This is a genomic window from Pseudomonas sp. F2, from assembly GCF_057174385.1.
Genome location: NZ_CM169904.1, coordinates 271,761 through 298,181, shown reverse-complemented (window position 1 = coordinate 298,181; position 26,421 = coordinate 271,761). Strand labels below are relative to the sequence as shown.

The 26,421-nt window shown below is 59.9% G+C and carries 21 protein-coding genes and 4 tRNA genes; 11 read left to right on the top strand and 14 right to left on the bottom strand.

The genetic code is table 11. From position 1 onward, the window contains the following. Positions 1 to 5 precede the first annotated feature (5 nt). From AC193Q_RS01365 to AC193Q_RS01350, 4 genes are read left to right on the top strand one after another with little or no spacing between them, the layout of a single operon-like run. Positions 6 to 842 carry an ABC transporter permease gene (locus AC193Q_RS01365; protein ID WP_169841260.1) on the top strand — a complete coding sequence of 279 codons (837 nt, stop codon included), beginning with the start codon at positions 6 to 8 and terminating at the stop codon, positions 840 to 842. Further along, on the top strand, positions 829 to 1,629 hold the full coding sequence (locus AC193Q_RS01360; protein ID WP_007965346.1) for an ABC transporter permease: 801 nt from the start codon (positions 829 to 831) through the stop codon (positions 1,627 to 1,629). Before AC193Q_RS01365 ends, AC193Q_RS01360 begins: the two co-directional genes overlap by 14 nt. After that, complete coding sequence (locus AC193Q_RS01355) at positions 1,626 to 2,615, top strand: ABC transporter ATP-binding protein (RefSeq protein ID WP_121184450.1); 990 nt, start codon at positions 1,626 to 1,628, stop codon at positions 2,613 to 2,615. Before AC193Q_RS01360 ends, AC193Q_RS01355 begins: the two co-directional genes overlap by 4 nt. 34 nt (positions 2,616 to 2,649) lie before the next feature. Further along, positions 2,650 to 3,303: an HAD family hydrolase gene (locus AC193Q_RS01350; protein WP_121184448.1), complete on the top strand. Its 654-nt coding sequence runs from the start codon at positions 2,650 to 2,652 to the stop codon at positions 3,301 to 3,303. Between the two features lie 97 nt (positions 3,304 to 3,400). On the opposite strand, the gene AC193Q_RS01345 is transcribed toward AC193Q_RS01350, so the two are convergent. Beyond that, on the bottom strand, positions 3,401 to 4,363 hold the full coding sequence (locus AC193Q_RS01345; RefSeq protein ID WP_121184446.1) for a zinc-binding dehydrogenase: 963 nt from the start codon (positions 4,361 to 4,363) through the stop codon (positions 3,401 to 3,403). A 138-nt stretch (positions 4,364 to 4,501) separates the two neighbouring features. Here AC193Q_RS01345 and AC193Q_RS01340 point away from each other — a divergent pair, with 138 nt between their 5' ends. Both AC193Q_RS01340 and AC193Q_RS01335 read left to right on the top strand, forming a co-directional pair. Next, positions 4,502 to 6,586, top strand: a complete 2,085-nt coding sequence (locus AC193Q_RS01340; protein WP_182404143.1) for a carboxy terminal-processing peptidase — start codon at positions 4,502 to 4,504, stop codon at positions 6,584 to 6,586. Between the two features lie 133 nt (positions 6,587 to 6,719). Further along, positions 6,720 to 8,510: a bifunctional diguanylate cyclase/phosphodiesterase gene (locus AC193Q_RS01335; RefSeq protein ID WP_121184444.1), complete on the top strand. Its 1,791-nt coding sequence runs from the start codon at positions 6,720 to 6,722 to the stop codon at positions 8,508 to 8,510. 81 nt (positions 8,511 to 8,591) lie between these two features. Here the strand turns inward: AC193Q_RS01335 and AC193Q_RS01330 are convergent, their stop codons facing one another. From AC193Q_RS01330 to bamJ, 7 genes are all read right to left on the bottom strand, one after another. After that, the gene (locus AC193Q_RS01330; RefSeq protein ID WP_121184442.1) at positions 8,592 to 8,894 is read right to left on the bottom strand and encodes a contact-dependent growth inhibition system immunity protein; all 303 of its coding nucleotides are present in this window, start codon (positions 8,892 to 8,894) and stop codon (positions 8,592 to 8,594) included. Then, positions 8,891 to 13,534: an RHS repeat-associated core domain-containing protein gene (locus tag AC193Q_RS01325; RefSeq protein WP_121184440.1), complete on the bottom strand. Its 4,644-nt coding sequence runs from the start codon at positions 13,532 to 13,534 to the stop codon at positions 8,891 to 8,893. The genes AC193Q_RS01330 and AC193Q_RS01325 overlap by 4 nt, the downstream gene beginning before the upstream one ends. A 246-nt stretch (positions 13,535 to 13,780) precedes the next feature. Further along, positions 13,781 to 14,179 carry a tetratricopeptide repeat protein gene (locus AC193Q_RS01320; protein ID WP_121184438.1) on the bottom strand — a complete coding sequence of 133 codons (399 nt, stop codon included), beginning with the start codon at positions 14,177 to 14,179 and terminating at the stop codon, positions 13,781 to 13,783. Beyond that, positions 14,180 to 14,551, bottom strand: a complete 372-nt coding sequence (locus tag AC193Q_RS01315) for a hypothetical protein (RefSeq protein ID WP_483879066.1) — start codon at positions 14,549 to 14,551, stop codon at positions 14,180 to 14,182. Continuing rightward, positions 14,548 to 14,889, bottom strand: a complete 342-nt coding sequence (locus AC193Q_RS01310) for a helix-turn-helix domain-containing protein (RefSeq protein WP_041071888.1) — start codon at positions 14,887 to 14,889, stop codon at positions 14,548 to 14,550. The genes AC193Q_RS01315 and AC193Q_RS01310 overlap by 4 nt, the downstream gene beginning before the upstream one ends. A gap of 112 nt (positions 14,890 to 15,001) precedes the next feature. Further along, positions 15,002 to 15,457, bottom strand: coding sequence for a YkvA family protein (locus AC193Q_RS01305; protein ID WP_041071886.1), 456 nt, complete (start codon positions 15,455 to 15,457; stop codon positions 15,002 to 15,004). Between the two features lie 300 nt (positions 15,458 to 15,757). Then, positions 15,758 to 16,474, bottom strand: coding sequence for a BamJ family beta-barrel-assembly machinery protein (gene bamJ, locus AC193Q_RS01300; RefSeq protein WP_007966725.1), 717 nt, complete (start codon positions 16,472 to 16,474; stop codon positions 15,758 to 15,760). A gap of 270 nt (positions 16,475 to 16,744) precedes the next feature. Here bamJ and AC193Q_RS01295 point away from each other — a divergent pair, with 270 nt between their 5' ends. Then, a complete protein-coding gene (locus tag AC193Q_RS01295) occupies positions 16,745 to 18,553 on the top strand; it encodes a di-heme-cytochrome C peroxidase (protein WP_121184436.1) in 1,809 nt (602 codons plus the stop codon). Beyond that, positions 18,550 to 19,713 carry a catalase family protein gene (locus AC193Q_RS01290; protein ID WP_121184434.1) on the top strand — a complete coding sequence of 388 codons (1,164 nt, stop codon included), beginning with the start codon at positions 18,550 to 18,552 and terminating at the stop codon, positions 19,711 to 19,713. Before AC193Q_RS01295 ends, AC193Q_RS01290 begins: the two co-directional genes overlap by 4 nt. A 216-nt stretch (positions 19,714 to 19,929) precedes the next feature. Here the strand turns inward: AC193Q_RS01290 and AC193Q_RS01285 are convergent. From AC193Q_RS01285 to AC193Q_RS01270, 4 genes are all read right to left on the bottom strand, one after another. Continuing rightward, positions 19,930 to 20,006: transfer RNA gene (locus AC193Q_RS01285), tRNA-Asp, on the bottom strand. Between the two features lie 19 nt (positions 20,007 to 20,025). Further along, positions 20,026 to 20,101: transfer RNA gene (locus AC193Q_RS01280), tRNA-Val, on the bottom strand. Between the two features lie 200 nt (positions 20,102 to 20,301). After that, positions 20,302 to 20,378: transfer RNA gene (locus tag AC193Q_RS01275), tRNA-Asp, on the bottom strand. 19 nt (positions 20,379 to 20,397) lie between these two features. Next, positions 20,398 to 20,473 (bottom strand) — tRNA-Val (locus AC193Q_RS01270). A gap of 159 nt (positions 20,474 to 20,632) precedes the next feature. Between AC193Q_RS01270 and rdgC the strand changes: the two genes are divergently transcribed. From rdgC to sugE, 3 genes are all read left to right on the top strand, one after another. Next, positions 20,633 to 21,553, top strand: coding sequence for a recombination-associated protein RdgC (gene rdgC / locus AC193Q_RS01265; protein ID WP_003223096.1), 921 nt, complete (start codon positions 20,633 to 20,635; stop codon positions 21,551 to 21,553). A 174-nt stretch (positions 21,554 to 21,727) separates the two neighbouring features. Further along, positions 21,728 to 22,693, top strand: a complete 966-nt coding sequence (locus tag AC193Q_RS01260; protein WP_047292912.1) for a bile acid:sodium symporter family protein — start codon at positions 21,728 to 21,730, stop codon at positions 22,691 to 22,693. A 119-nt stretch (positions 22,694 to 22,812) separates the two neighbouring features. Next, entirely contained in the window at positions 22,813 to 23,127 is a 315-nt protein-coding gene (gene sugE / locus AC193Q_RS01255) for a quaternary ammonium compound efflux SMR transporter SugE (RefSeq protein ID WP_121184432.1), read from the top strand. 123 nt (positions 23,128 to 23,250) lie between these two features. On the opposite strand, the gene AC193Q_RS01250 is transcribed toward sugE, so the two are convergent. Together AC193Q_RS01250 and AC193Q_RS01245 are read right to left on the bottom strand one after the other, a co-directional pair. Further along, positions 23,251 to 25,125: an MFS transporter gene (locus AC193Q_RS01250; RefSeq protein ID WP_047292908.1), complete on the bottom strand. Its 1,875-nt coding sequence runs from the start codon at positions 25,123 to 25,125 to the stop codon at positions 23,251 to 23,253. Between the two features lie 97 nt (positions 25,126 to 25,222). Beyond that, on the bottom strand, positions 25,223 to 26,374 hold the full coding sequence (locus tag AC193Q_RS01245) for a TDT family transporter (protein WP_121184430.1): 1,152 nt from the start codon (positions 26,372 to 26,374) through the stop codon (positions 25,223 to 25,225). Positions 26,375 to 26,421 lie beyond the last annotated feature (47 nt).

The following is a 26,421-nucleotide window of genomic DNA, read 5'->3' as shown; positions in this document are numbered from 1 at the left end:
ATGCCATGACTCGCGGCAAATGGCTGGCAGCCCTGTGCCTGGTGCCGTTCGCCCTGTTCTTTATCGTGTTCGAAATCGCCCCGCTGGTCTGGGTGATGATCAACAGCCTGCAATCGGAAGAATTCGGCTGGGGCCTCGCCAACTTCAGCAAGATCTTCAGTTCCAAGTTCTATCTGCAGGCAATCCAGTACAGCCTGGAGATCAGTTTCTGGTCGAGTGTGTTCGGCATCATCATCGCCGTGCTCGGCGCGTACTCATTGCGCCGGGTCGACTCGAAACTGCGCAACTTCGTGAATGCCTTCGCCAACATGACCAGCAACTTCGCCGGCGTGCCCCTGGCCTTCGCGTTCATCATCCTGCTCGGTTTCAACGGCAGCATCACGATCATGCTCAAGCAGGCCGGGATCATTCAGGACTTCAACCTGTACTCGAAAACCGGCCTGATCATTCTCTATACCTACTTCCAGATTCCCCTCGGCGTGCTGCTGCTCTACCCGGCCTTCGACGCCTTGCGTGAAGACTGGCGCGAATCCGCTGCGCTGCTCGGCGCCAACGGCTGGCAGTTCTGGCGGCATATTGGTCTGCCGGTGCTGACCCCGGCACTGCTCGGTACGTTTGTGATCCTGCTGGCCAACGCTCTCGGCGCCTACGCCACGGTGTACGCCTTGACCACCGGTAACTTCAACGTGCTGCCGATCCGCATCGCGGCAATGGTTTCCGGGGACATTTCCCTCGACCCGAATCTCGCCAGTGCCCTGGCCGTGGTGCTGGTGGCGTTGATGACTATCGTCACCGTCGTGCATCAATTGCTGCTGAAGAGGAGCTACCATGTCTCGCGCTGAATCCGGCCCGGCCGGCGTCTACCACCGCGTCGTGGTTTATTTGCTGTTCGCGATCCTGCTGCTGCCGCTGGTGGGTACGCTGATCTATTCGATCGCCAGCAGCTGGTCGGCGACCATCCTGCCCAGCGGCTTCACTTTCAAGTGGTACCTCCAGCTGTGGAGCGATCCACGCTTTCTGCATGCTTTCGGCCAGTCGCTGCTGGTGTGCGTGGGCGCGCTGGTGCTGTCGGTGGTGCTGATCCTGCCGTTGCTGTTCGTGGTGCATTACCACTTCCCGAAGCTCGATGCGCTGATGAACATCCTGATCCTGCTGCCCTTCGCGGTGCCGCCAGTGGTGTCGTCGGTAGGCCTGTTGCAACTGTACGGTTCGGGGCCGCTGGCGATGGTCGGTACGCCGTGGATCCTGATCGGTTGCTACTTCACCGTGGCGCTGCCGTTCATGTACCGGGCGATCACCAACAACCTGCAGGCGATCAACCTGCGCGACCTGATGGACGCCGCGCAACTGCTCGGCGCCAGCACCTTTCAGGCCGCGTTTCTGGTGGTACTGCCGAACCTGCGCAAAGGTCTGATGGTCGCGCTGCTGCTATCGTTCTCGTTCCTGTTCGGGGAATTCGTGTTCGCCAACATCCTCGTCGGCACGCGCTACGAAACCCTGCAGGTGTATTTGAACAACATGCGCAACAGCAGCGGCCACTTCACCAGTGCGCTGGTGATCTCGTACTTCTTTTTCGTGCTGGTCCTGACCTGGATCGCCAACATCTTGAACAAGGACAAAAGCGAATGAGCTACGTCAGCGTCCAACACCTGCAGAAAAACTACGCGGGCACCACGGTGTTCAGCGACATCAACTGCGAAATCAACAAAGGCGAGTTCGTCACCCTGCTCGGCCCGTCCGGTTGCGGCAAGTCCACCCTGCTGCGTTGTATCGCCGGGCTGACGCCGGTGGATGGCGGCAAGATCCTGCTTGATGGCGTCGACATCGTGCCGCTGAGCCCGCAGAAACGCGGGATCGGCATGGTGTTCCAGAGCTACGCGCTGTTCCCCAACATGACCGTCGAGCAGAACGTCGCCTTCGGCCTGCGCATGCAAAAAGTCAACGCGGACGACAGCCACAAGCGTGTCGCCGAGGTGCTGAAACTGGTTGAACTGCACGACTTCGCCAGCCGTTATCCGCATCAGCTTTCCGGCGGTCAGTGCCAGCGTGTCGCCCTCGCCCGCTCGCTGGTCACCCGCCCACGCCTGTTGTTGCTGGATGAACCGCTGTCGGCGCTGGATGCGCGAATCCGTAAACACCTGCGCGAACAGATCCGCCAGATCCAGCGCGAACTCGGCCTGACCACCATCTTCGTCACCCACGACCAGGAAGAAGCGCTGACCATGTCCGACCGGATTTTCCTGATGAACCAGGGAAAGATCGTGCAAAGCGGAGACGCCGAAACCCTCTACACCGCACCGGTCGATGTGTTCGCCGCCGGCTTCATCGGCAACTACAACCTGCTCGACGCCGACAGTGCCTCAAAGTTGTTGCAACGGCCGATCAACCACCGCATCGCCATACGCCCGGAAGCCATCGAACTGAGCCTCAATGGTGAACTCGATGCGCAGATCCGCAGCCACAGCCTGCTCGGCAACGTGATCCGCTATCGGGTCGAAGCGCGCGGTGTGGAACTGGTGGTGGACGTGCTCAACCGCTCGGCGGCGGATCTGCATCCCGACGGTCAGCGTCTGGCGCTTTCCATCGATCCGACGGCCCTGTGTGAGGTAGCCTGATGACTTTGCTGACGTTGAAGAGAGAACTGCACTGATGGCCCTGGCAATTTTTGATCTGGACGAAACCCTGATCCACGGCGACTGCGCCACCCTCTGGAGCGAGCAGATGGGGCGCCTGGGCTGGGTCGATCCCGAGTCGTTCATGCGCAAGAACAACGAGCTGATGGACGCCTACAGCCATGGCAAATTGCGCATGGAAGAATTCATGGCGTTCAGCCTCGAACCGCTGATCGGGCGTACCCCGGAAGAGCTCGAGCACCTGGTCGGCCCATGGGTCGAAGACTTTATCGAACCGATCATCTTCAGCGACGCGACCAAAACCATCGCCGCCCATCGCAAGGCCGGCGACCGGATCCTGGTGATCTCGGCCTCGGGCACGCACCTGGTCAAACCGATCGCCGACCGCCTGGGCATCGACGAAATTCTCGGCATCGAACTGGATGTCGCACACGGTGTTTACAGCGGCCAGACCGTCGGCACCCTGACCTACCGCGAAGGCAAGATCATCCGCCTGCTGGAATGGCTGGACGCCGAGGAAGAGAACCTTGAGGGCGCGAGTTTCTATTCAGATTCACGCAATGATCTGCCGTTGCTGCTGAAGGTGGATTTCCCGCATGTGGTGAATCCGGATCCGGTGCTGCTGGAGCATGCCGAAAAAGCAGGCTGGCCGATCCATCTCTGGAAGTAAAAACAAAGATCGCAGCCTGCGGCAGCTCCTACAGGGTGTACACCCTCCCACTGTAGGAGCTGCCGCAGGCTGCGATCTTTTGATCTTGCCCTTCCAATCAGCTCAGACTGTCGTCAATCACCAGCACCACTTTCCCCGAAACCGTATTGCTCGCCAGCTCGGCAAACGCCGCCTCGGCGTCTTTCACCGGAAAGGTTTTCGCCAGTTGCGGACTCAACCGTCCTTCGGCAAACAGCGGCCATACATGCTGGCTCAAGTCGCTGAACAGGTCGGCCTTGAACTGATCATCGCGACTGCGCAACGTCGAACCGAGCAACTGCACACGTTTGGCCAGTACCTGTGCCAGGTCCAGTTTCGCCTCACGCCCGCCCATCAGACCAATCAGCACCCAGCGTCCATCCAGCGCCGTCAGCTTGAGGTTCAGCGCCGCGTAATTGCCGCCGACCGGATCGAGGATCACGTCAAACGGACCGAAGTCGCGCAGACTCTCCAGGTCATCGCTGCGCACCACCCCGCCCTGGGCGCCCAGCGCTTCACAGTAGGCCAGACGCTCGGGCGAGCCAACGCTGACCCAACAGGGATTGCCAAACGCCTTGCACAGCTGAATGGCGGCTGAACCAATTCCACTCGCGCCAGCATGCAGCAGAACCTTCTCGCCCGGTTTCAACGCCGCCAGTTGAAACACGTTGAGCCAGACCGTTGCATAAACCTCGGGTAATGCCGCGGCCTCGATCAACGAAACACCTTCGGGCACCGGCAGCACGTGCCGTCCGTCGACGACCACCTCTTCAGCCATTCCGCCCCCGGCCAGCAACGCGCAGACCCGGTCGCCGACCTGCCAGGACGAGCCGGCGCCGACTTCGCTGATCACCCCGGAGCACTCAAGACCGAGCACCTGACTGGCACCGGGCGGCGGTGGATAAAGCCCGGCTTTCTGTAATAAATCGGCGCGATTGAGGCCGGCTGCCGCCACACGAATGCGCACTTGTCCTACATCACATGCCGGACTCGGCTCTTCAACCCATGCCACTTGACCTTCAACGCCTTGCAATGCCTTCACAGTGCCTCCATAGTGAGTCTGGACTGAGCCCGAAGCTGTAGCGCCGGGCTTTTTGCATTATGCGACCGGCTCTCGTAGAACCGGCGACTTCAAAGACGGCCTAATATGCGTTATCAATTGTCCCCGCGTCGAATCAGCATGAAGCATTTGCTCCCCAGCACCGCCCTCGCTCTTTTCATCGGTATCGGCTTGTTGCCGATGTCGGGCAAAACCTTCGCAGCCAACAGCTGGGACAACTTGCAGCCTGATCGCGACGAAGTGATCGCCAGTCTCAACGTCGTCGAGTTGCTCAAGCGTCACCACTACAGCAAGCCGCCGCTCGACGATGCGCGCTCGGTGATCATCTACGACAGCTACATCAAGCTGCTGGACCCGTCGCGCAGCTATTTCATGGCCAGCGACATCGCCGAATTCGACAAGTGGAAGACCCAGTTCGACGACTTCCTCAAAAGCGGCGACCTCAACGCCGGGTTCACCATCTACAAGCGCTATCTGGACCGCGTCAAGGCGCGTCTGGACTTCGCCATTGCGGAGCTGAACAAGGGCGTCGACAAGATGGACTTCACCACCAAGGAGACCTTGCTGATCGATCGCAAGGACGCCCCTTGGCTCAAATCCACCGCTGAACTCGACGACCTGTGGCGCAAACGCGTCAAGGACGAAGTGCTGCGGCAGAAGATTGCCGGCAAGGATTCCAAGCAGATCCAGGAAACTTTGACCAAGCGCTACAAGAACCAGTTGGCGCGTCTGGACCAGACCCGCGCGGAAGACATCTTCCAGGCGTACATCAACACCTTCGCCATGTCCTACGACCCGCACACCAATTATCTGTCGCCGGATAACGCGGAGAACTTCGACATCAACATGAGCCTGTCCCTGGAGGGCATCGGCGCCGTGTTGCAGAGCGACAACGATCAAGTGAAAGTCGTGCGTCTGGTGCCGGCAGGCCCGGCCGACAAGACCAAGCAGGTCGCACCGGCCGACAAGATCATCGGCGTTGCCCAGGGCAACAAAGAGATGGTCGACGTGGTGGGCTGGCGTCTGGACGAAGTGGTCAAGCTGATCCGCGGCCCGAAAGGCACCGTGGTGCGCCTGGAAGTGATTCCGGCGAGCAATGCGCCGAACGATCAGACCAGCAAGATCGTGCCGATCACTCGCGAAGCGGTGAAGCTTGAAGACCAGGCGGTGAAAAAGTCCGTGCTGAACCTGAAACAGGACGGCAAGGACTACAAGCTCGGCGTCATTGAGATCCCGGCCTTCTACCTCGACTTCAAGGCGTTCCGTGCCGGTGATCCGGATTACAAGAGCACCACCCGTGACGTCAAGAAACTGCTGACCGAACTGCAGAAAGAGAAAGTCGACGGCGTGGTCATCGACCTGCGCAACAATGGCGGCGGCTCCCTGCAGGAGGCCACCGAGCTGACCAGCCTGTTCATCGACAAGGGTCCGACCGTCCTCGTGCGTAATGCCGATGGCCGCGTCGATGTCCTCGAAGATGAAAACCCGGGCGCGTTCTACAAAGGCCCGATGGCACTGCTGGTCAACCGCCTGTCCGCTTCGGCTTCGGAGATTTTTGCCGGCGCCATGCAGGACTACCATCGCGCACTGATCATCGGTGGCCAGACCTTCGGCAAAGGCACCGTACAGACCATTCAGCCGCTGAACCATGGCGAACTGAAACTGACGCTGGCCAAGTTCTACCGGGTGTCCGGGCAGAGTACCCAGCATCAGGGCGTGCTGCCGGACATCGACTACCCGTCGATCATCGACACCAAGGAAATCGGCGAAAGTGCCCTGCCGGAAGCCATGCCGTGGGACACCATCAAGGCGGCGATCAGGCCGGCCTCCGATCCGTTCAAACCGTTCCTCGCGCAGCTCAAGTCCGAGCACGACGCACGCAGCGCCAAAGACGCCGAGTTCGTGTTCATCCGCGACAAGCTGGCCCTGGCGCAGAAGCTGATGGAAGAAAAAACCGTCAGCCTCAACGAAGCTGATCGTCGTGCCCAGCACGCGGACATCGATGCCAAGCAATTGGCGATGGAAAACATCCGTCGCAAAGCCAAAGGCGAAGAGCCGCTCAAAGAGCTGAAGAAAGAAGATGAAGACGCGCTGGCCGCAGCCGAGCCGGACAAGGTCAAACCAGAAGACGACGCCTACCTGAGCGAAACCGGGCGCGTGCTGCTGGATTACCTGAAGCTGAGCAATCAGGTGGCCAAGAAGTAAGATGATGGCAATTTAGTGGTGACGCTCCCCGGAGCGTCATCAAACAGTCATCATTCTGTCGTGAAATAAAGGACTGGGAGCGCCTCTTCAAACAAGAGCGCTCCCAGTCCTTTTTTTATCGCCAGAGATTGCCATGACCACGACCGAACAGCTGAGTGCCTTGAGCTCGATCCTGACTCAAAGCGGTTTGCACAGCCTGTTCCAGCCGATCATCTGTCTCTCCGAGCGTCGCATTCTCGGCTACGAAGCCCTTACCCGAGGCCCGTCCAACAGCCCGCTACACTCGCCTATCGCGCTGTTCGCCGTGGCGCGTCAGGCTGGCCGCTTGAGCGAACTGGAGATCGCCTGCCGCCAGTCGGCCTGCCGTCGTTTCAACGAGCAGCAACTGCCGGGCAAGCTGTTCCTCAACGTCTCGCCGGAGTCCCTGCTCGAAGCCGCGCACCAACCGGGACGAACCCTGCAACTGCTGCAGGACTTCGGCATTCCGCCGAGCCAAGTGGTCATCGAACTCACCGAACAGACGCCGATCGACGATTTCCAGTTGCTGCAAACCGCGCTGCATCACTATCGGGCGATGGGCTTTTCGATTGCACTGGATGACTTGGGTGCCGGCTATTCGAGCCTGCGTCTGTGGTCGGAGCTGCGCCCGGACTACGTGAAGATCGACCGGCACTTTATCGACGGCATTCATCAGGACGCGTTGAAACGAGAGTTCGTCGGCTCGATCCTGCAAATCGCCAAGGCCTCGCGCGCACAGGTGATCGCCGAGGGGATCGAGTTGCCGGAAGAATTGGCGGTGCTGACCGAAATGGGTGTCGATCTGGTGCAGGGCTACCTGCTCGGTCGCCCACAGGAACATCCATCTCGCGATGCCCGGGCCTTGATGCCGAAACACGACAGCAGCGCCGTGGCGTTGAATGACGAAGGCAGCGACCTCAGCGCCCTGCTCAACGACCAACCGGCGGTGCATCGCGACACGCCGACTGCCACGGTGCTGGAGGCCTTCCGCCGCCAAGCCAATCTGAATTCACTGGCAGTGCTCGACGAACAGGGCCAGCCATGCGGCATCGTCCATCGCCATTCGCTGTCCGACGCACTGCTGAAACCGTTCGCCACCGACCTGTTCGCGCGCAAACCGATCAGCCGCCTGATGAACGACGACTTCCTCGCCGTGGAAATGAGCCAGTCGCTGCAACAGGTCAGCCGCCTGATCACCAGCCGCGCCCGGCAGCGCATCGAAGAAGATTTCATCATCACCCTCAACGGCGGCTATCTCGGCCTCGGTCGGGTGATCGACGTGCTCAAACTGATCACCGAACTGAAAATCCAGCAGGCGCGCTACGCCAACCCGTTGACCCTGCTGCCCGGTAACGTGCCGATCCAGCAATGCCTGACCCGCCTGCTGCAACAGGGCCGCGAGTCGATCATCTGCTACGTCGACATCGACAGCTTCAAACCCTTCAACGACATCTACGGCTACGGCCGTGGCGACGAAGTCCTGCTGTGCCTGGCGCAATGCCTGAACGAACGCGTCGACCCGTCCCGCGACTTCGTCGGCCACATCGGCGGCGACGACTTCCTGCTGGTGCTCGGCCCGGAAGACTGGCGCAAACGCCTCAATCAACTGCTCGACGACTTCCAGAGCCAATGCCGCCGTTTCTATCGCCCGGAGCACCTTGAAGCTGGCTGCTTCATCGCGCCGAATCGCCAGGGTGTGCGGCAGGAGTTTTCGCTGCTCTCGTTATCGATCGGCGTCGTCCACCTGCAACCCGAGGCCTGCGCAGAACTGGATGCCAGCCAACTCGCGGAAATGGCTTCGCAGGCGAAGCATCATGCGAAGAATGTTCCGGGGTATAGCGTGCATGTGATTGATAGTCTCAGTGCTGCCGACCTTCAACTGCCGCAACTGATTGGTCAACGATGATTCCACAGACGACATAACCACTTTTCCAAATCTAAAAAAAATTATTTATATCAACTCCAGAACTTAAAAAAGCAACTCACTCTAATTTTTTCCACTTTGCAGCATAGCCAGCACGTGGCTTAACCATTCTTGACCGGAAGTCCACTTATTCCAATAGCAGTAGTAGCAACTGAGATCTCTCAACAAGTAATCTCTTATCGTCACCTCATCTTTATCTTGACTCAGCAAAGACTGCAACTCTTCACAAACCAAAAGTATTATTTCCGGATCTGAGGTTTGTAAGAAGTCAGCAATAACTTTATCGGGGGTGTCGTACTCTATTAGCCAATCTTGATGAAAGTAGGCCCCAAAAAAGTCGTGAAGCTCGGGAAATTCTTGATTCATAGTTCTGGAAATCCGGTCAGCAAAAAATATCCCAAAGGGAGTGTAGGGTCTTTTTTCAGAACTAGCAGGAGTTTTAGTGCCGACCGAGGATGTGTGGCGCCATTCAGCAAGCTCACTCCCACCGGCTGGTTGAGATCGTGGGTGATAGTTGTCTTTCCCTTTGTGCTATTTAAAAAATCTTGCACCTTTTGCGCATTCACCCTCAAAGCTTCTGAAACAGCGGCCTCAGCTCCGGCGCGGTTGGAAAATGTAGAAGCTGCTGGAATATGTGGCTCCGCCATTAATCTTTGGGCTAACTGCGCATCTGTTCTACCAATATGTTTGATTATTAGATGTCCGCCCTGAGCCTCATGCGCAGCCAAGCCCCCACCTGGAACTATCTCGCTGTAAGGCCCTTCAGCTTGTATTGCCCCCGGACACGGATTGCAAGCCAACCCCAACGGATCCACCCACCCCGTCGGATTCGGCACATACCGGTACTGATTCAACCCACCTGCCAACTTGATGGGATCCGGCGTCAGATACCGTCCCAACCTCGGGTCGTAATACCGATGCCGGTTGTAATGCAGCCCACTCTCCGCATCGAAATACTGCCCCTGAAAGCGCAGTGGCTGGTCGAGGTAGTCCTCGCCGGCGAGGGTGATGGCTGCGACTTTGCCGTAGGCGTCGTATTGCGCGGACCAGACGATCTCGCCGCTGTAATCGGTCAGTTCCTGCGGGGTGCCGAGGTGGTCGAGCTGGTAGTAGAACGGGCAGGCGCGTTTCGGGCCTTTACCGTCGAGCAGCGCCAGCGGGCGGAAGGTGCCGGGTTCGTAGATGTAGCTGCGGTATTGGACCTTGCTGCTTTCGGCGACGAGAAGGTCGCCTTGCCAGAAGAACTCGGTGCTGAGGCCGTCGACGGTCTTGCGGATGCGTCGACCAAAAGCGTCATATTGGTAGGTCGCGGTTTGGCCGTCGGGGCGGGTCAGGCTGATCAGGCGGTGCTGGCAGTCGTAGCGGTATTCGGTGATCAGCAGTTGATCGCGGCCGCGACGCTCGCGGATCAGGTTGCCGAAGGCGTCATAATCGTAATGCCGGTCGCCCTGCATCAGCAGGCGGTTGCCTTTGATCCGCGTGGGGCCGGGACGGTCCTGCATCAGCAGGTTGCCGGCCGGGTCGTGGGCGAAGGCTTCCGGCAGTTCGTCGCGCGAATGACGTACGCGGATCAAGCGGTCGAGGGCGTCGTAGCCGTAGGTGCGCTGACCGTGACGGCTGTCGGCAATGTGTTCCAGATTGCCGTTGGCGCTGTAGGCATAATCGCGGCGATACAGCGAAGCGTGCTGATGACCTACAGCGTGGGCCAGCAAACGGCCCTGGTCGTCGTAGGCGTATTCGCTGAGCAGCAGGCCTTGCTGGCGTTGTTGTTCACGACCCGATTGATAGACGTGGCTGGTCAGCCGCGTGCCATTAAGGTCAATGGCGGTCAGCGCGCCGCCCTTGGCGTAGTGATAGTCGAGCGTGCTGTTGTCCGGCAGACGCTGGCGCTTGAGCTGGCCGCAGGCGTCATAGGCATAACGCAAGGTGCCCCAGCCCTGATGCTCGGTGATCAGCCGGTCCTGCAGGTCGTATTCAAAGGCCAGTGGATGTTGCTGGCCGTCATCGACGCCGATCAACCGGCCCAGGCGGTCATAGCGATACTCGACCTGAACTCCGTCGGGCAGGGTTTTCAGCAGCAGACGCCCGGCCGCATCACGCGCGTAGGCAGTGACCAGCGTCGAGCCGTCGTCGCCGAACTCGGTCTTCTCCAGCAGGTGCCCGTTACGGTCGTAGGCGTATGCGGTGCGCCGGCCGTCGAAGCCGGTTTCCTGTCGGATCAATCCGGTGGGCGTGTAGTCCAGTCGGTACTTTTCGCCGGATTCGTTCTCGATTTCAGTCAGCAGCAGTTGCGCATGGTCGTAGCGATACTGCACCCGCGTGCCGTCGGGATTGATCCTGCGCGAGACCAGATGCAGGTCGTCGTCATACTCGTAACGGGTGATGCGCCCGAGTTCGTCGCGCTCGGCCGTGACCTGGCCGTACGCGCCGTAGCTGTAGGCGCGGGTGGCGCCTGTAGGCAACGTCGTCTGAACCAGTCGGCCAATGGCATCCCACTGCTGGCGAGTGACGGCACCGTGTTCGTCGCAAGTGGTCGTCCGTCGCCCCAGCGCATCGTAGGAAAAACGCCGTACACCGCCGTCAGGCAGGGTTTCCTCGATCAGTTGGCCGAGGTCATTCCACGACAACTTGTGCCGGCTGCTGTCCGGATAGCGGATCGACAGCAACTGTCCGCGCGTGTCGTAGTAGTAATGGGTGACCTGGCCGTCAGGATCGACCGCCTCGGTGACATCCCCTTCGGCGTTGCGCCGATACGTCCAGACCGCGTCACCACGAGAACGGCTGTGCAGGAAACCGTTGCGATACTCGTAGGACGTTGGCTCATTGTCCGGCGGAAGCAGCGCGATCAGCCGTCCGACGTCGTCGTAGCGGTATTCGGTGACCGCACCCAGCGGATCCTGCTCGGCGATCAACCGGCCCGCAGCGTCATACGCCTTGAGATGCTCACCGCCATCGGCCTCGACCTTGCGCACCAGCCGTGCGCTGTCATCGTGGACGTAGGTTTCCTCGGTGCCATCAACGTAATGCACCGTGACGCGGTCGCTGTCGTCCCAGACATACCGCGTATTCATCTGCGCGAACGAGGCCCAATGGCGCACGCAACGCGCGGCTTTGCCGGAACGCTCCCACTCCCAGAAAAAGCTCGCGCCGCCGCTCAGTTGCCGCTGCAGGATGACGTGCTGATCGTCGTAGTCGTAACGCTCGCTGTCCCCGACGGCATTGGTCGCGGCCAACAATCGCTGACGGGCGTCGTAGCAATAACTGACCAGCGTTTGCTCGGTGCGCCAGCCACCCGCCTCAAACACCTGGTAATCAACTGCCACCAGATGCGCCCGGTCGTAGCGCAACAGCAGCGAGCGCCCGGCCCCGCTATCCAGACGCTGCACACGCTCGGAATGATCGCGATGCACCGTCAGACGATTGCCATATGCATCACTGACCGCCGTCAACCGCCCGGCACGAAAGTGATAAAACCGCGCCGCATCCCCCGCCAGCGCGAGGATCAGTTCCTCCGGCTCATCGCCGAGAAAAATCGCCGCCCGCGACAGGCTGTTGTGGATCTGCGGCCGTTCAACACTGGGCAATGGGAACCGCGTGCGCCGGTTCTCGTGATCGACCCAGACCACCGCCTCGCCAGCGAACTCCAGCCGATGCGCCAGCGAATGGCTCCAGCCAAACCCCAGCCCGACATCGATCTCCACCGCGCTGGTGCGGTACAACCGGGTGAACTCGAACGGCAGCAAGCCATCGAGCGTGCCATCGGTCAGGGTCAGCAGTTCTTCGCCGGTGACCATCGACACCGGGCAACCGTTGGTGCAGGTCAGCGGCACGCAATCGGCGCTGTCGCCGTTGGGGTTTTTCGCTTGTTCCGGCGAGTCGTCGTGATGCTCGTTTTTCTTCAGGGCGGCATTGCGCTTCGCACCCCAGCGCAACTGCATGCGGCCCTTTTTAACGCCGGCGGCAATGCCCCGCGCGGCGACGGTTTTGTACTGGTCGACGTAATGGATGAACGTGTTGACGATGCCGAACATCGCCTTGACCAGACGTTTCACAACCGTGAGCAGCTGGGCGGCGCGATCCGCCAGACGTAGCGTCAGATAAGCGATCCCCGCACCAGCCCCGACGAATGTCAACACAACGCCGATCAGCACATCGAGCAGCACCTGCACGATCATCATCGACGCCGTTTCAGCGGTTTTGCCGGCGATCTGGCTGGGCGGCAGCATCTCCAGCCAGAGACTCGCACTGCGCAGCAGCAAACACAGCGCCGCCTCGTCGCTGACCAGCAACTGCAGTTTTTGCATGACATCCGGAGCTGATTCTGCGAGGCGGACCAGATCGGCCGCACCGCTTCCAAGGCGTTCGGCAAACGCCCCTGGATCCTGCAGAATCTCCGACAGCATGCCGAGGCTGTCCCACACCCCCTCGATCGCCGCCCAGCTCCCGGCGAGCATGCCGTTGCCTGCCGCTGTCGCCACCGACTGCGACCACTGCGGCTTGAACCCCTGCCACTCGCTGCGCAGCCAGCCCTCCAGATTGCCGGTCAAACCGTCGTAGGACTTGAACAGCGCCTCGATCTGCTCCGAGGTAACGTCGCTGTGCACCTGCACGCGATAGAACTTGCCGGGCGTCCCGGTGAATGTTCCCCGGCCTTGCGCATCAAGTCCGACGGGGAAGATTTGGCCATCATCCACCGCCACCACATCGACCACGATGTCGCCCAGCGGAATGTCGTACACCGACTCGAATTTGCTCTCGATCGTCAGCACCCCGCTTTTCGGGCACTGCACGACGCCGGAGGCAAACTCACTGTCTCCTGTGCTGACAGCGGTGATGCGATCACCGAAACGGATGATCCGCTCCATGCCCATCAGCGACGGCAGATCCGCCGCGTGGCTGACCTGATCCGCTGCTCTGCTGAACCAGTGTTCAAGCTGCTGGCAATAGAGGCTGAGGGTGTCGGGAAAGCTGTCGAGTTCCTGCTCGATACGGCTGACGGCTTCCATCAGCGCACGCAACGATGCGGGGTGGAATGAAAAACCGGGTCAAACATGAGCGTTCCCTCGCGCAAAAATTAGGCGCGGGGACTTTGCGGGGGATCAATCAGGAAAGAAGTCAGGCGAGTAGGCTTTTGCTGTAGGACAAATCTGCAAAGGACTGATTACTACAAAACGTATGGCGATAAACGCAAACGTGGCGTGAGGTTTCCCTCACGCCACGTTTATCGGACGATACAAAATGATTTACTGGGTTTAATCCCGAGCGCTCAACTCTTGGAGTTTGAGCTCGGCCAACGGGTGGCCGGCCTTGGCGGCCAGCGTCCACCAGCGCGCCGCTTCTGTCGGATCCGGCGCTTTGCTCGGAGTACCGGCCAGGCTGATCACGCCGACCTGATAAGCCGCTTTGCCATCGCCGGCGAGCGCCGCCAGACGCAACAGCCGCACACCTTCTTCGCGGGCGCCCAGGCCAACACCGCGAAACGTCAGAATGTGCCCATAAAAGCTTTGCGCGCCGACATCGCCAAGATTGGCTATGCGCGCAAACTGCCCTTCGAGCCAGCGCCAGCCTCTGGGCTGGCGGACGAACCACGACCAGTGAAACAGCCTGCGGGCCAACCAGTAACTGGCCGACGCCTTGAGTCGAAAGAACACTCAGGCCTCCGCCGATTCCGGGTACTCGTATTCGAAGACCCTGACCACTTCCGACGCATGCCAAGAGGCAGCCGCAACGCCATCGGATGGCCCGGAGAAACGTCCCAGACGTTCAACGCATTCAAAAAAACCGGTTCGGGGCAAACGGCTGGCCCCTTGGCTGATCACCAGCGAACTGCGCAATGGCTGCTCGGCCTTGGCGTCGACTGCGGCCAGATGCTCAAGTGCCGCGGTCAGCGTCTGCATCGCCGGCGTCGGCAGTTGCAAACGTTCGAGCAAGGCTCGATAGGTCAACAGATGGCGCTGCCTGCGCGCCTGATCCAGCTCCCCCAGCAATCCGTCCCAATGTTGACGACTGATGCGTACGCTCACGATTCATCCCTCCAACCCGGCACCGTCAGTTCCCAGGCCAGGCTGCGGCGAATCGCGGCGTCAGGTTGACGCTCGCCGCTTTCGATCATGGCCAGATAAGACGGGCTGATGCCTACCGTGCGGGCCAGCGCCTCGATGGCGATGCCCTTCCCTTCGCGCAAACTGCGTAGTTGATCCAGACCTGGAAGAATCGGGTCTGGCGCTGCGGCGGCCGGCGCTGGCGCCTGCTGCTGCGGTATGTCGTTGATGCCTGCTGCTTTCAGTAGAGCCTGATACTGGCCCCATGGCAGAACCGCGTATTCGGGCTCGCCATCGCGTGCAATTATCTGAATATCCATGACTACCCCGTAGGACAACAACACTTAGCGAGTCGGCACTTTTCCCTAGAAGTGTAATCCTAACAGCGGCCAAGGTCGCGGGGGGTATCAATCTGCCTGCAGGCGAGGTGAATCAGGTTTTTTTCGGGCCCTGCAGTTGAAGTTGCTCGGGGGTATCGGGCAAACGTTCGACCACTGCGAGTTTTTCCGGCTGTTGTCGATTGCGCCAGAGCCGGAAGGCAGCGAGTTCGTCGTCGAGGGTTTTCATCAGCCAGGCGAGAACAGCAATGTCATCGAGCATGCCGAAGACGGGGATGAAATCCGGGATCGCGTCCACCGGGCTGAGGAAATACATCAACCCTGCCACCACCGAAACGATGGCTTTCGGACTGATCGCCCGGTACTCGCCGCGCCAGTAAGCCAGACACAAGGCCTGGAGCAAGCGCAGATCATCCTTGAGCTTGCCCAGGCGATTACCTTGCGCAGCGCCCTTGCTCGCCACGGCGAACAGCAGAGTCGGCAGGCGGCCACGGGCCAGCAGGCGTCCCGCCAGAGGCAGAAACCGGGCGAAATTCCATGGCGCTTTCATCTATTTCTCCCGTTGAAATGTTATCCACACAAATTGTGGATAACCTTGTGAACAGAGCTGCATTTCAGCGCTGAGAGCCCCGTTTCATAAGGGCTTCGCTCAGATCGGGCGTTTTTTACTCACATAAAAAAACCCAATATTTCATTGACTTGGCGGCTCAGGACGTCTAGCCACGGCGGCCTCAATCTCTAGGACTGCTGTCAGCGGCATCCGTTCGCTCTGTTTACCTGCGCCATCCTTCAGATGCAACAACGCCCCGCATAAGCGAGGCGTTGTTGGCGAAGCCGTTACCGATGCCTGTTACTTGGCAGCGGCGTCTTCTTTGGCTGGATCCTTGATGGCCAGCAGTTCCAGGTCAAAGACCAGAACCGAGTTGGCCGGGATTGCCGGGCTTGGCGATTGCGCGCCGTAAGCCAGATCGCTAGGGATGTACAGTTTGTACTTCTCGCCAACGTGCATCAGTTGCAGACCTTCAACCCAACCCGGGATCACGCCGCTGACCGGCAGATCGATCGGGCTGCCACGTTCCACGGAGCTGTCGAACACGGTGCCGTTGGTCAGCTTGCCGGTGTAATGAACAGTCACTACGTCGGTCGGCTTGGGCTGCGGGCCGTCGGCTTTCTTGACCACTTCGTACTGCAGACCGGAAGCGGTGGTGGTAACGCCAGGCTTTTTGCCGTTTTCTTCGAGGAATTTCTTGCCGGCGGCTGCCGACTCTTCGCTCATCTTGGCCATACGCTCTTCGGCACGCTTTTGCAGCGCGGCGAAAGCTTCGACCAGTTCTTCGTCTTTCAGCTTCTGTTCTTTCTTGCCGACGGCATCTTCGATGCCCTGGGCTACCGCTTTGGAGTCCAGATCATCCATGCCTTCCTGAGCAAGGCTCTTGCCCATGTTCAGGCCGATACCGTAGGAAGCTTTTTGCGCCGGGGTTTTCAGCTCTACGCTGGTCTGCGAATCACAACCCGCGAGGACCAGGCTAACCAGGGCTACCGCCGCCGCCAACCGATGCTGTTTCATGCTATTTCCTTGTTCATGCGCCGAAAGGGCAATCGAGTAAAGCCGCGAGCTTATCAGGCCGCCACGACCAATGGCTACCGGCATGAGAGCAGGAAACGTCCGATAAGTTCAGGGATTAAAACGCATTCGAGCAAAGCGACGATGAAGCTTCTGTCATCTGGGCCTGACAAGGGCTGACGAGACTTCCTACGACAGTTGGCGTAATGGCCACTTGCCGCACCTGCAACAGCTGAGGCATAACAGCGCAACAACTCGACAAGGATGTTTATCTTGCGCCTCTTATTCCGTGTGCTGACTCTGATCGTGGTACTGCTGGGCCTGGTCCTGACCGTCATTCTGTACTACGTCGCCAACCCGAAACTGCCCTTCTATACCCCCGCCCAACAGGTGCATTACCTGCAACAGTGGAGTGAGGAGGAGCGCCAGACTTACTATTTCACCCCGCAAGGGACGCAGGTCAAAGGCCTGCGCTATGAATGGTTCCAGTCGCTGGAGCTGCCCTTCTCGCAGCAGCGTTTCGCGTCCCCGGAATACCTCGCACGCTTCGGTTTTCTGGTTGATCCGCAGCAGAAAGCCACGCCGAACAATCCGGGCAATCTGCCGGTCGGTTTCGCGCGCCATCAGAACCCCGGCGGTACCGAGCAATACCTCGATATCACCTGCGCTGCCTGCCACACCGGCGAACTGCGCTTCAACGGCCAGGCCGTGCGGATCGACGGCGGGTCGGCGCAGCATGTTTTGCCTTCCAGCGTTCCTACGTTGCGCGGTGGCAGTTTCGGACAGGCATTGGTCGCCAGTCTGACCTCGACTTACTACAACCCGTGGAAATTCGAACGCTTCGCCAGAAATGTTCTGGGCGATGACCACGAGCCGCGCCGCGAGCAACTGCGCAAAGACGTCAAGCAATCGCTGAACACCTTCCTGAAAGTCGCCTGGAACGATACCCATCGCGGCCTCTACCCGACCGAGGAAGGCCCTGGACGCACCGATGCGTTCGGCCGCATTGCCAACGCCACCTTCGGCGACGCAATTTCCCCCGCCAACTACCGTGTGGCGAACGCCCCGGTCGACTACCCGCAACTGTGGGACATGTGGACCTTCGACTGGGTGCAGTGGAACGGCTCGGCGCAGCAACCGATGGCGCGCAACATCGGTGAAGCGTTGGGCGTCGGCGCCACGCTGAATTTCTTCGACAGCAACAGCCAGCCGCTGCAAGGCGATGCGCGTTATGCCTCGAGTGTGCGCGTACGCGATCTGCACACAATCGAGGAAACCCTGCAACGCTTGCAACCGCCAGCCTGGCCTGAAGATGTCTTGGGCAGCATCGACAAACCGCTGGCCGCCAAGGGCCGCACGCTGTTTGCCGAGAACTGCGCCGGTTGCCATGTGCCGCGCAAGACTCAGGAAGGCGAGCGCTGGGTGCAGCACTTGCACATGTTGCCGGTGGAGGTGATCGGCACCGACCCGAATGCCGCGACCAATATTGCCACCCACCGTTTCGACCTGACCCCGCTGCAATGGGACCCGAAAGAACTCGAACAAATGGATGTGAAGTTGCATTCGACGCCCACCGAACCACTGGACCTGAGCCAGCTGTCGGTGGCCAAGGGCCTGGCCTACGTCACCGCGTTCGTCGAGAACCGTGCCTATCGCGAGGCCGGCGTCACCGCTGAGGAAAAGCCACAACTCGACGGCTTCGGCCTGCCGATCGGTGTGCGTGAAAAGGTTGCCTACAAGGCCAGGCCACTGGCCGGCGTCTGGGCCACCGCGCCGTTCCTGCACAACGGTTCGGTGCCAAGCCTTTATCAGTTGCTGTCGCCGCAGGATGAGCGCGCGACGACTTTCTATAAGGGTTCGTTCGAGTATGACCCGCGCCATCTGGGTTATCGCACCGAAGCCTTCACCAACGGCTTTTTGTTCGATACGCGAATCACCGGCAACCACAACAGCGGCCACGAGTTCCGCGCTGGCGAGCGCGGCAATGGGGTTATCGGCCGCCTGCTGCAACCGGAAGAACGCTGGGCCTTGCTGGAGTACCTGAAAGTATTGGGCGGGCCATTGGAGGCGCAACTGCCATGATGATCAACTCGTACAAAAAACCCTCCCTTCTCGCCCGCTTCTGGCTGTGGCTGGGGCGACTGCTGGGCAAAACCCTGCTGGCCCTGCTGACTGTCGGCCTGCTGGGCTGGGCGATCGCGAGCGCGTGGTTCATCTGGCAACACAGAGGTCCGGTGTCGGCGCAGGAACAGATTCCCGCCGGTGAAGCGGCCATGACCCAGGACGTGATCCAGACCGCCGTGCGTATCGTCGATCAACACCGCGAAGGCACACGCTACTTGCGCGATGCGCATGCCAAGGCACACGGTTGCGTAAAAGCCGAGGTCACGGTGTTGCCAGAACTGACACCAGCGCTGCGCCAGGGTGTTTTCGGCGAACCGGGCAAAACCTGGCAGGCGCTGATTCGCTTGTCCAATGGCAACGCCTACCCGCAATTCGACAGCATCCGCGACGCCCGGGGAATGGCAATCAAGCTGCTCGATGTCCCCGGCAAGCAGCTGCTCGACGACCGTCCGGTGCGCCGTGAACAAGACTTCGTGATGTTCAGCCATCCGAACTTCTTCGTCAGCGATGTCGCCGAGTACCGTCAAAATGTGGCTGCTCAGGCTGACGGCAAAAAAATCATGGCGTTTTTCCCCGGTTGGGATCCGCGCACCTGGCAGATCCGTCACCTGCTCATCGCCATGGCGACCCTGTCACCGCCGCCGGACAGCCCGACCGCGACCACCTACTTTTCGGTATCGCCTTACAAATTTGGCGAGGCCAATGCCAAGTTTCGCGTTGCGCCGGATCCGGACAACTGCCCGACCTACACCCTGCCCGCACAAAATCACGACCTGCCGAATTTCCTGCGCAGCGCCTTGAACCAACAACTGTCGACAGATCGGGTACCGGCGTGTTTCGTGCTGCAGATTCAGCGCCAGGATGCGAACAAGTACATGCCGATCGAGGACACCAGCATCGAGTGGCGCGAGCAGGATTCAGCGTTCGAAACAGTGGCACGGATCACCCTGCCGGCGCAGGACTTCGACACGCCAGCGCTGAATCTGGCATGCGACAACCTGTCGTTCAATCCGTGGTTTGGTATCGAGGCGCATCGGCCGATTGGCGGGATCAATCGCTTGCGTAAAGCGGTGTATGAGGCGGTGAGCGATTATCGGCACAGTCGCAATGCCGAATAGTGACGAGGAGATGATTTGTGGTGAGGGGATTTATCCCCGATGGGATGCGAAGCAGCCCCAGCTTCAAGACTATGGGCCTGCTGCGCAAGCCATCGGGGATAAATCCCCTCGCCACACAGGCATTGCAGAAATTCTCAAATCGCAGACAGCAAAAAGCCCGCACTCGGCGGGCTTTCTGTGGTGACCTGGCGTTCAGTGGGTCCAGGTGACCGAATATGGCGCAGCGGACGGGACTCGAACCCGCGACCCCCGGCGTGACAGGCCGGTATTCTAACCGACTGAACTACCGCTGCGCGAAACGCTTGAAACGAATGGTGGGTGATGACGGGATCGAACCGCCGACATTCTGCTTGTAAGGCAGACGCTCTCCCAGCTGAGCTAATCACCCTTCGCTTCGTTACGGGGCGCATTATGCCACAAATTTTCGTAAAGTGTTGATTTAATTGAAGTTTTTTTTCAAATAAATCCGAAAACCGGTGAAACGACACAAACCCGATGGAACAAGGTACAAACGTGAGACAGAAAAAAACCCGCTTCAGCGGGTTTTTCCGTGGTGACCTGGCGTTCAGTGGTCCAGGTTACCGAATATGGCGCAGCGGACGGGACTCGAACCCGCGACCCCCGGCGTGACAGGCCGGTATTCTAACCGACTGAACTACCGCTGCGCTAAACACTTGAAACGAATGGTGGGTGATGACGGGATCGAACCGCCGACATTCTGCTTGTAAGGCAGACGCTCTCCCAGCTGAGCTAATCACCCTTCGCTTCGGTGTGGCGCGCATTCTACGGAGCGACCCAACCTCTGGCAAGCACTTTTTTAATTAATTTTCTCAGGCCTTCCAAAGGCTTAGAGAAGGGTTGGCCTATGCCACGGCGAAGACAATAATGCCCCCCTTTGTATAAAGGAGAGACTCACCCCATGTGGTTCAAAAACCTGCTGATCTATCGCCTGACCCAAGACCTGCCTGTCGATGCCGAGGCGCTGGAAACTGCACTGGCCACCAAACTGGCGCGTCCATGTGCAAGCCAGGAGTTGACCACCTACGGTTTCGTCGCGCCGTTCGGCAAGGGCGAAGATGCGCCACTGGTGCACGTCAGCGGCGACTTCCTGCTGATCGCTGCACGTAAGGAAGAACGTATTCTGCCGGGCAGCGTCGTGCGCGACGCGGTCAAGGAAAAGGTCGAAGAGATCGAAGCCGAGCAAATGCGCAAGGTCTATAAGAAAGAACGCGATCAGATCAAGGATGAAATCATCCAGGCGTTCCTGCCGCGTGCCTTTATCCGTCGTTCGTCGACCTTCGCTGCCATCGCACCGAAACAGGGCCTGATCCTGGTGAACTCGGCCAGCCCGAAACGCGCCGAAGACCTGCTCTCCACAATGCGTGAAGTGCTCGGCACCCTGCCCGTGCGTCCGCTGACCGTGAAAACCGCGCCGACCGCGGTGATGACCGAGTGGGTCACCACCCAGCAAGCAGCACCGGACTTCTTCGTGCTGGACGAATGCGAGCTGCGCGACACCCACGAAGACGGTGGCATCGTGCGTTGTAAGCGTCAGGACCTGACCAGCGAAGAAATTCAGTTGCACTTGAGCACCGGCAAAGTCGTCACTCAGCTGTCGCTGGCCTGGCAAGACAAGCTGTCGTTCATGCTCGATGACAAGATGACCGTCAAACGCCTGAAGTTCGAAGACCTGCTGCAGGATCAGGCAGAACAGGACGGTGGCGACGAGGCCCTGGGCCAACTGGACGCCAGCTTCACCCTGATGATGCTGACTTTTGGCGACTTCCTGCCGGCGCTGGTGGAAGCGTTGGGCGGGGAAGAGACTCCGCAGGGGATCTAAACCTCTCTCCGGCGCCCTCCTTTATTGAGGGCGCCTGAAAAAGCAAAGATCGCAGCCTTCGGCAGCTCCTACATTTGGAATGTGTTTTCCTGTATGAGCTGCCGAAGGCTGCGATCTTTTTGCTGGCACCGTATGCTTAGCTTCCTAACGCTTTCACATAATAAGGAACACGCCATGCGAGCACTGGCTGCACTCAGCCGCTTTGTCGGCAACACTTTCGCTTACTGGGTTCTGATTTTCGCCGTGATCGCATTCCTGCAACCGGCGTGGTTCCTCGGTCTCAAGGGTGCAATCGTGCCGTTGCTGGGGCTGGTGATGTTCGGCATGGGGCTGACCCTCAAACTCGACGACTTTGCCGCCGTCGCCCGCCATCCGTGGCGTGTGGCTCTGGGCGTGGTCGCACATTTCGTGATCATGCCCGGTGTGGCGTGGTTGCTCTGCCAGATCTTCCATCTGCCACCGGAAATCGCCGTCGGGGTGATTCTGGTGGGCTGCTGCCCAAGCGGCACCTCCTCCAACGTCATGACCTGGCTGGCCCGCGGCGATCTGGCGCTGTCGGTGGCGATTGCTGCCGTCACCACCCTGCTCGCCCCGCTGCTGACCCCGGCGCTGATCTGGCTGCTGGCGTCGGCGTGGTTGCCGGTGTCGTTCATGGAGTTGTTCTGGTCAATCCTGCAAGTAGTGTTGCTGCCGATCGTGCTCGGCGTGGTCGCGCAACGCGTGCTCGGCGACAAGGTGCGCCACGCGGTGGACGTGTTGCCACTGGTGTCGGTGGTCAGCATCGTGATCATCGTCACCGCCGTGGTGGCCGCCAGCCAGGCGAAGATCGCCGAGTCCGGGCTGCTGATCATGGCCGTGGTGATGCTGCACAACAGCTTCGGCTACCTGCTGGGTTACTTCACCGGACGCCTGTTCAAGCTGCCACTGGCGCAGCGCAAGTCGCTGGCACTGGAAGTCGGCATGCAGAACTCGGGGTTGGGCGCGGCGTTGGCCAGTGCGCACTTCTCGCCGCTGGCGGCGGTGCCGAGCGCGCTGTTCAGCGTCTGGCACAACATTTCCGGGGCACTGCTCTCGACCTGGTTCCGGCGCATGAGCGAGAAGCAAGACCGTGAGGCGCTGGCGCAACAGCCGGCCGACTGACCGGGAAACTTGATCCCCGGATTAATGCTCGGCAGACTGTTGCGCTACGCGGGGACGACCCTGCGGCTCGATCGAGTTATCAATCTGGGGACGGCCCCGTCAATCGATGGAGGTCTCTCATGTCCTGGATCATTCTGTTTTTCGCCGGCCTGTTCGAAGTCGGCTGGGCCGTCGGCCTGAAGTACACCGACGGCTTCACCCGCCCGCTCCCCACCGTCCTGACCGTGGCGGCCATGGCCATCAGCCTCGGCCTGCTGGGCCTGGCGATGAAGGAATTGCCGCTGGGTACGGCTTATGCGATCTGGACCGGAGTCGGCGCTGTCGGCACGGTGATTGCCGGGATCATGCTGTTTGGCGAGTCGATGGCGTTGATTCGGCTGGCCAGTGTGGCGTTGATCATTATCGGGTTGATTGGTCTTAAAGTAAGCGCTTAAGCCAATGGCCCCATCGCTGGCAAGCCAGCTCCCACAGGGATCTCCGGTGAACACAAATCTTGTGTAAATCCAGAAAACCTGTGGGAGCTGGCAAGCCAGCGATGGGGCCAGCACTATCACCGATTACCTGACGGCCCCGCGCAACGCCCCCACCAACCCCTGCAATTTCGCCGGCTCCGCCGCATCCACCGCCACCGCCGAACCAGCCACCAACGTCACCCGCGACCACAACCGCTTGAACAGCCCCTTGTTCGGATCGCGACTGAAGAAACTGCCCCACAACCCCTGCAACGCCAGCGGAATCACCGGCACCGGGGTTTCTTCGAGAATCCGCGTCAGCCCGCCCTTGAACTCGTTGATCTCGCCGTCAGTGGTCAACTTGCCTTCCGGGAAGATGCACACCAGCTCACCGTCCTTCAGATACTGGGCGATCCGGGTGAAGGCCTTTTCGTAGATCTGGATGTCTTCGTTGCGTCCGGCGATCGGAATCGTCCCCGCCGTGCGGAAGATAAAGTTCAGTACCGGCAGGTTGTAGATCTTGTAGTACATGACAAAGCGAATCGGCCGACGCACCGCGCCGCCAATCAGCAAGGCATCGACGAACGACACGTGGTTGCACACCAGCAATGCCGCGCCCTCGTCCGGGATCGCCTCGAGGTTGCGGTGCTCGACACGGTACATGGAATGGCTGAGCAGCCAGATCATGAAACGCATGCTGAACTCGGGGACGATCTTGAAGATGTAGGCGTTGACGCCGATGTTCAGCAGCGACACCACCAGGAACAATTGCGGAATCGACAGTTTGACCACACTCAGCAACACGATCGAAACGATCGCTGACACCACCATAAACAGGGCGTTGAGAATGTTGTTGGCGGCAATCACCCGCGCCCGCTCGTTCTCGGCGGTGCGCGACTGGATCAAGGCGTACAGCGGCACGATATAGAAGCCGCCAAAAATCCCGAGTCCGAGAATATCGACCAGCACCGCCCAGGTATGCGCAAAGCCCAGCACTTCGATCCAGCTGTGGCCGGTGACGCTTTCCGGGATTCCACCGGAATGCCACCACAGCAACAGGCCAAACACGGTCAGGCCGAACGAACCGAACGGCACCAGACCGATCTCGACCTTGCGCCCGGAGAGCTTCTCGCACAGCATCGAACCCAACGCAATGCCTACCGAGAACACCGTGAGAATCAGCGTCACCACGGTTTCGTCGCCGTGCATCCATTCCTTGGCGTAGGCCGGGATCTGCGTCAGGTAAATCGCCCCGACAAACCAGAACCACGAGTTGCCGACAATCGAACGCGACACTGCAGGGGTCTGGCCCAGACCGAGTTTGAGGGTGGCCCAGGACTGGCTGAAGATGTTCCAGTTCAGGCGCATTTCCGGCGATGCTGCGGCAGCGCGTGGAATGCCGCGACTGGCGAGATAACCCAGCACGGCAATGCCGACAATCGCCGTCGACACCAGTGGCGCGTAATGGGTCGAGGACATGATGATGCCGGCGCCGATGGTCCCGGCGAGAATCGCCAGAAACGTGCCCATCTCCACCAGCCCGTTGCCGCCAACCAGTTCATCCTCACGCAATGCCTGCGGCAGGATCGAATACTTCACCGGCCCGAACAGCGCCGAATGCGTGCCCATGGCGAACAGCGCGACCAGCATCAGCGACAGGTGATCGAAGAGGAAACCGACCGATCCTACGGCCATGATCGCGATTTCCGCGAGTTTGATCAGACGGATCAGCGCGTCCTTGGCGAATTTTTCCCCGAACTGCCCGGCCAGCGCCGAAAACAGAAAGAACGGCAGGATAAACAGCAGCGCGCACAGGTTGACCCAGATCGAACGGTCACCTTCGATGGTCAGCCGATACAGAATGGCGAGAATCAGCGACTGCTTGAACACGTTGTCATTGAACGCGCCCAGCGACTGCGTGATGAAAAACGGCAGGAAGCGCCGCGTGCGAAGCAGGTTGAACTGTGAGGGGTGACTCATCTTCCGTGTTTCCCTGAGGTCGGTAGAGAATGGCCTGGATCTGCTTATTGGAATCTCGATCGGCGCTCCAGGCCACACCTTACCTAAACTTTTCAGGTTATTTCTTCAAACCTGCAATACACGGCGAGACAAACAACTCACCGCGCCACGCGCCTTGCACGGTGCGTTTACCGACGATCAGCCACATCACTGCCAGCAACGCTACCAGCACGCAGCCCACCACACTGAAAAAACCGAGGTTCAGTGTGCTGGCAAGCTTGAGGGTCGCCAGCGAATACACGCCCAGCGGGAAGGTAAAACCCCACCAGCCGAGGTTGAACGGGATGCCGTCACGCAGATAACGCGCGGTGATCAGTAGCGCCATCAACATCCACCACAAGCCGAAGCCCCACAACGTGATGCCGGCGACCAGCCCCAGGCCCGCAGCGATTTCACCGATGCCCGACAGGCCGTTGGCGGCGAAGATCGCCGGCGCATCGCTGCCCAGCAGCAACATGCCCAATGCACCGGTACCGATCGGGCCGAGGGCCAGCCAGCTCGAGGCGGCCATGTTTTCATGCGGCAGTTTATGCAAGGCCATGCGCAGCAAGAGAATGGTCAGAATGCTGAACGCCACCGGCAGAGAGAATGCCCAAAGCACGTAGCTGGTGATCAGCACCACCAGTTGCGCGTGAGCATCGGCCAGATGCGGCGCAAGCAAACCGCCGCTGGCCGCCGCCACTTCCGCCGCCACCACCGGCAACAGCCAGACGGCGGTCATCTGATCGATGCTGTGTTCCTGACGGGTAAACATCATGTACGGAATCAACACACCGCAGGCCAGCGACATCGCCACATCGAGCCACCACAGCACTTCGGCAAGATGAATCACCCCATCGCCCCAGCGGGGCAGGCCGAACAGCAGAAAGCCGTTGATGATGGTCGCCAGGCCCATGGGTATGGTGCCGAAGAACATCGATACCGTGGAGTGACCGAAGATTCGCCGCGCCTCATCGAAAAACAGCACCCAGCGGGCGGCATAGGCGAAGGTAAACAAGGTGAACAACAGAATGTTGAACAGCCACAACCCTTCGGCCACCGCGTGCAACCCGGGGATCGCCACCGGCAGTTGCGCCAGCGCCAGGGCCAGCACGCCGGTGCCCATGGTTGCGGCGAACCAGTTCGGGGTGAATTGTCGGATCGCTTCACGCGGATGCTGAAGCTGGCTGAACGGCTTGATACCGGGTTTGGCAGTGTTGGGGCAAATCATCATGAACTCCTGTCCTCAGGTGAGGTTGAGTCCATGGTAGAACCGAA

Excerpts from the sequence above, each read along its gene's own strand:
- AC193Q_RS01260 (WP_047292912.1), top strand. The coding sequence starts at position 21,728 with ATGCGAGCACTGGCTGCACTCAGCCGCTTTGTCGGCAACACTTTCGCT.
- AC193Q_RS01355 (WP_121184450.1), top strand. The coding sequence starts at position 1,626 with ATGAGCTACGTCAGCGTCCAACACCTGCAGAAAAACTACGCGGGCACC.
- AC193Q_RS01340 (WP_182404143.1), top strand. The coding sequence starts at position 4,502 with ATGAAGCATTTGCTCCCCAGCACCGCCCTCGCTCTTTTCATCGGTATC.
- AC193Q_RS01305 (WP_041071886.1), bottom strand. The coding sequence starts at position 15,457 with ATGAAAGCGCCATGGAATTTCGCCCGGTTTCTGCCTCTGGCGGGACGC.
- bamJ (WP_007966725.1), bottom strand. The coding sequence starts at position 16,474 with ATGAAACAGCATCGGTTGGCGGCGGCGGTAGCCCTGGTTAGCCTGGTC.
- AC193Q_RS01325 (WP_121184440.1), bottom strand. The coding sequence starts at position 13,534 with ATGGAAGCCGTCAGCCGTATCGAGCAGGAACTCGACAGCTTTCCCGAC.
- sugE (WP_121184432.1), top strand. The coding sequence starts at position 22,813 with ATGTCCTGGATCATTCTGTTTTTCGCCGGCCTGTTCGAAGTCGGCTGG.
- AC193Q_RS01350 (WP_121184448.1), top strand. The coding sequence starts at position 2,650 with ATGGCCCTGGCAATTTTTGATCTGGACGAAACCCTGATCCACGGCGAC.
- AC193Q_RS01250 (WP_047292908.1), bottom strand. The coding sequence starts at position 25,125 with ATGAGTCACCCCTCACAGTTCAACCTGCTTCGCACGCGGCGCTTCCTG.
- AC193Q_RS01245 (WP_121184430.1), bottom strand. The coding sequence starts at position 26,374 with ATGATTTGCCCCAACACTGCCAAACCCGGTATCAAGCCGTTCAGCCAG.
- AC193Q_RS01365 (WP_169841260.1), top strand. The coding sequence starts at position 6 with ATGACTCGCGGCAAATGGCTGGCAGCCCTGTGCCTGGTGCCGTTCGCC.
- AC193Q_RS01335 (WP_121184444.1), top strand. The coding sequence starts at position 6,720 with ATGACCACGACCGAACAGCTGAGTGCCTTGAGCTCGATCCTGACTCAA.
- AC193Q_RS01360 (WP_007965346.1), top strand. The coding sequence starts at position 829 with ATGTCTCGCGCTGAATCCGGCCCGGCCGGCGTCTACCACCGCGTCGTG.
- AC193Q_RS01310 (WP_041071888.1), bottom strand. The coding sequence starts at position 14,889 with ATGGATATTCAGATAATTGCACGCGATGGCGAGCCCGAATACGCGGTT.
- AC193Q_RS01330 (WP_121184442.1), bottom strand. The coding sequence starts at position 8,894 with ATGAATCAAGAATTTCCCGAGCTTCACGACTTTTTTGGGGCCTACTTT.
- rdgC (WP_003223096.1), top strand. The coding sequence starts at position 20,633 with ATGTGGTTCAAAAACCTGCTGATCTATCGCCTGACCCAAGACCTGCCT.
- AC193Q_RS01290 (WP_121184434.1), top strand. The coding sequence starts at position 18,550 with ATGATGATCAACTCGTACAAAAAACCCTCCCTTCTCGCCCGCTTCTGG.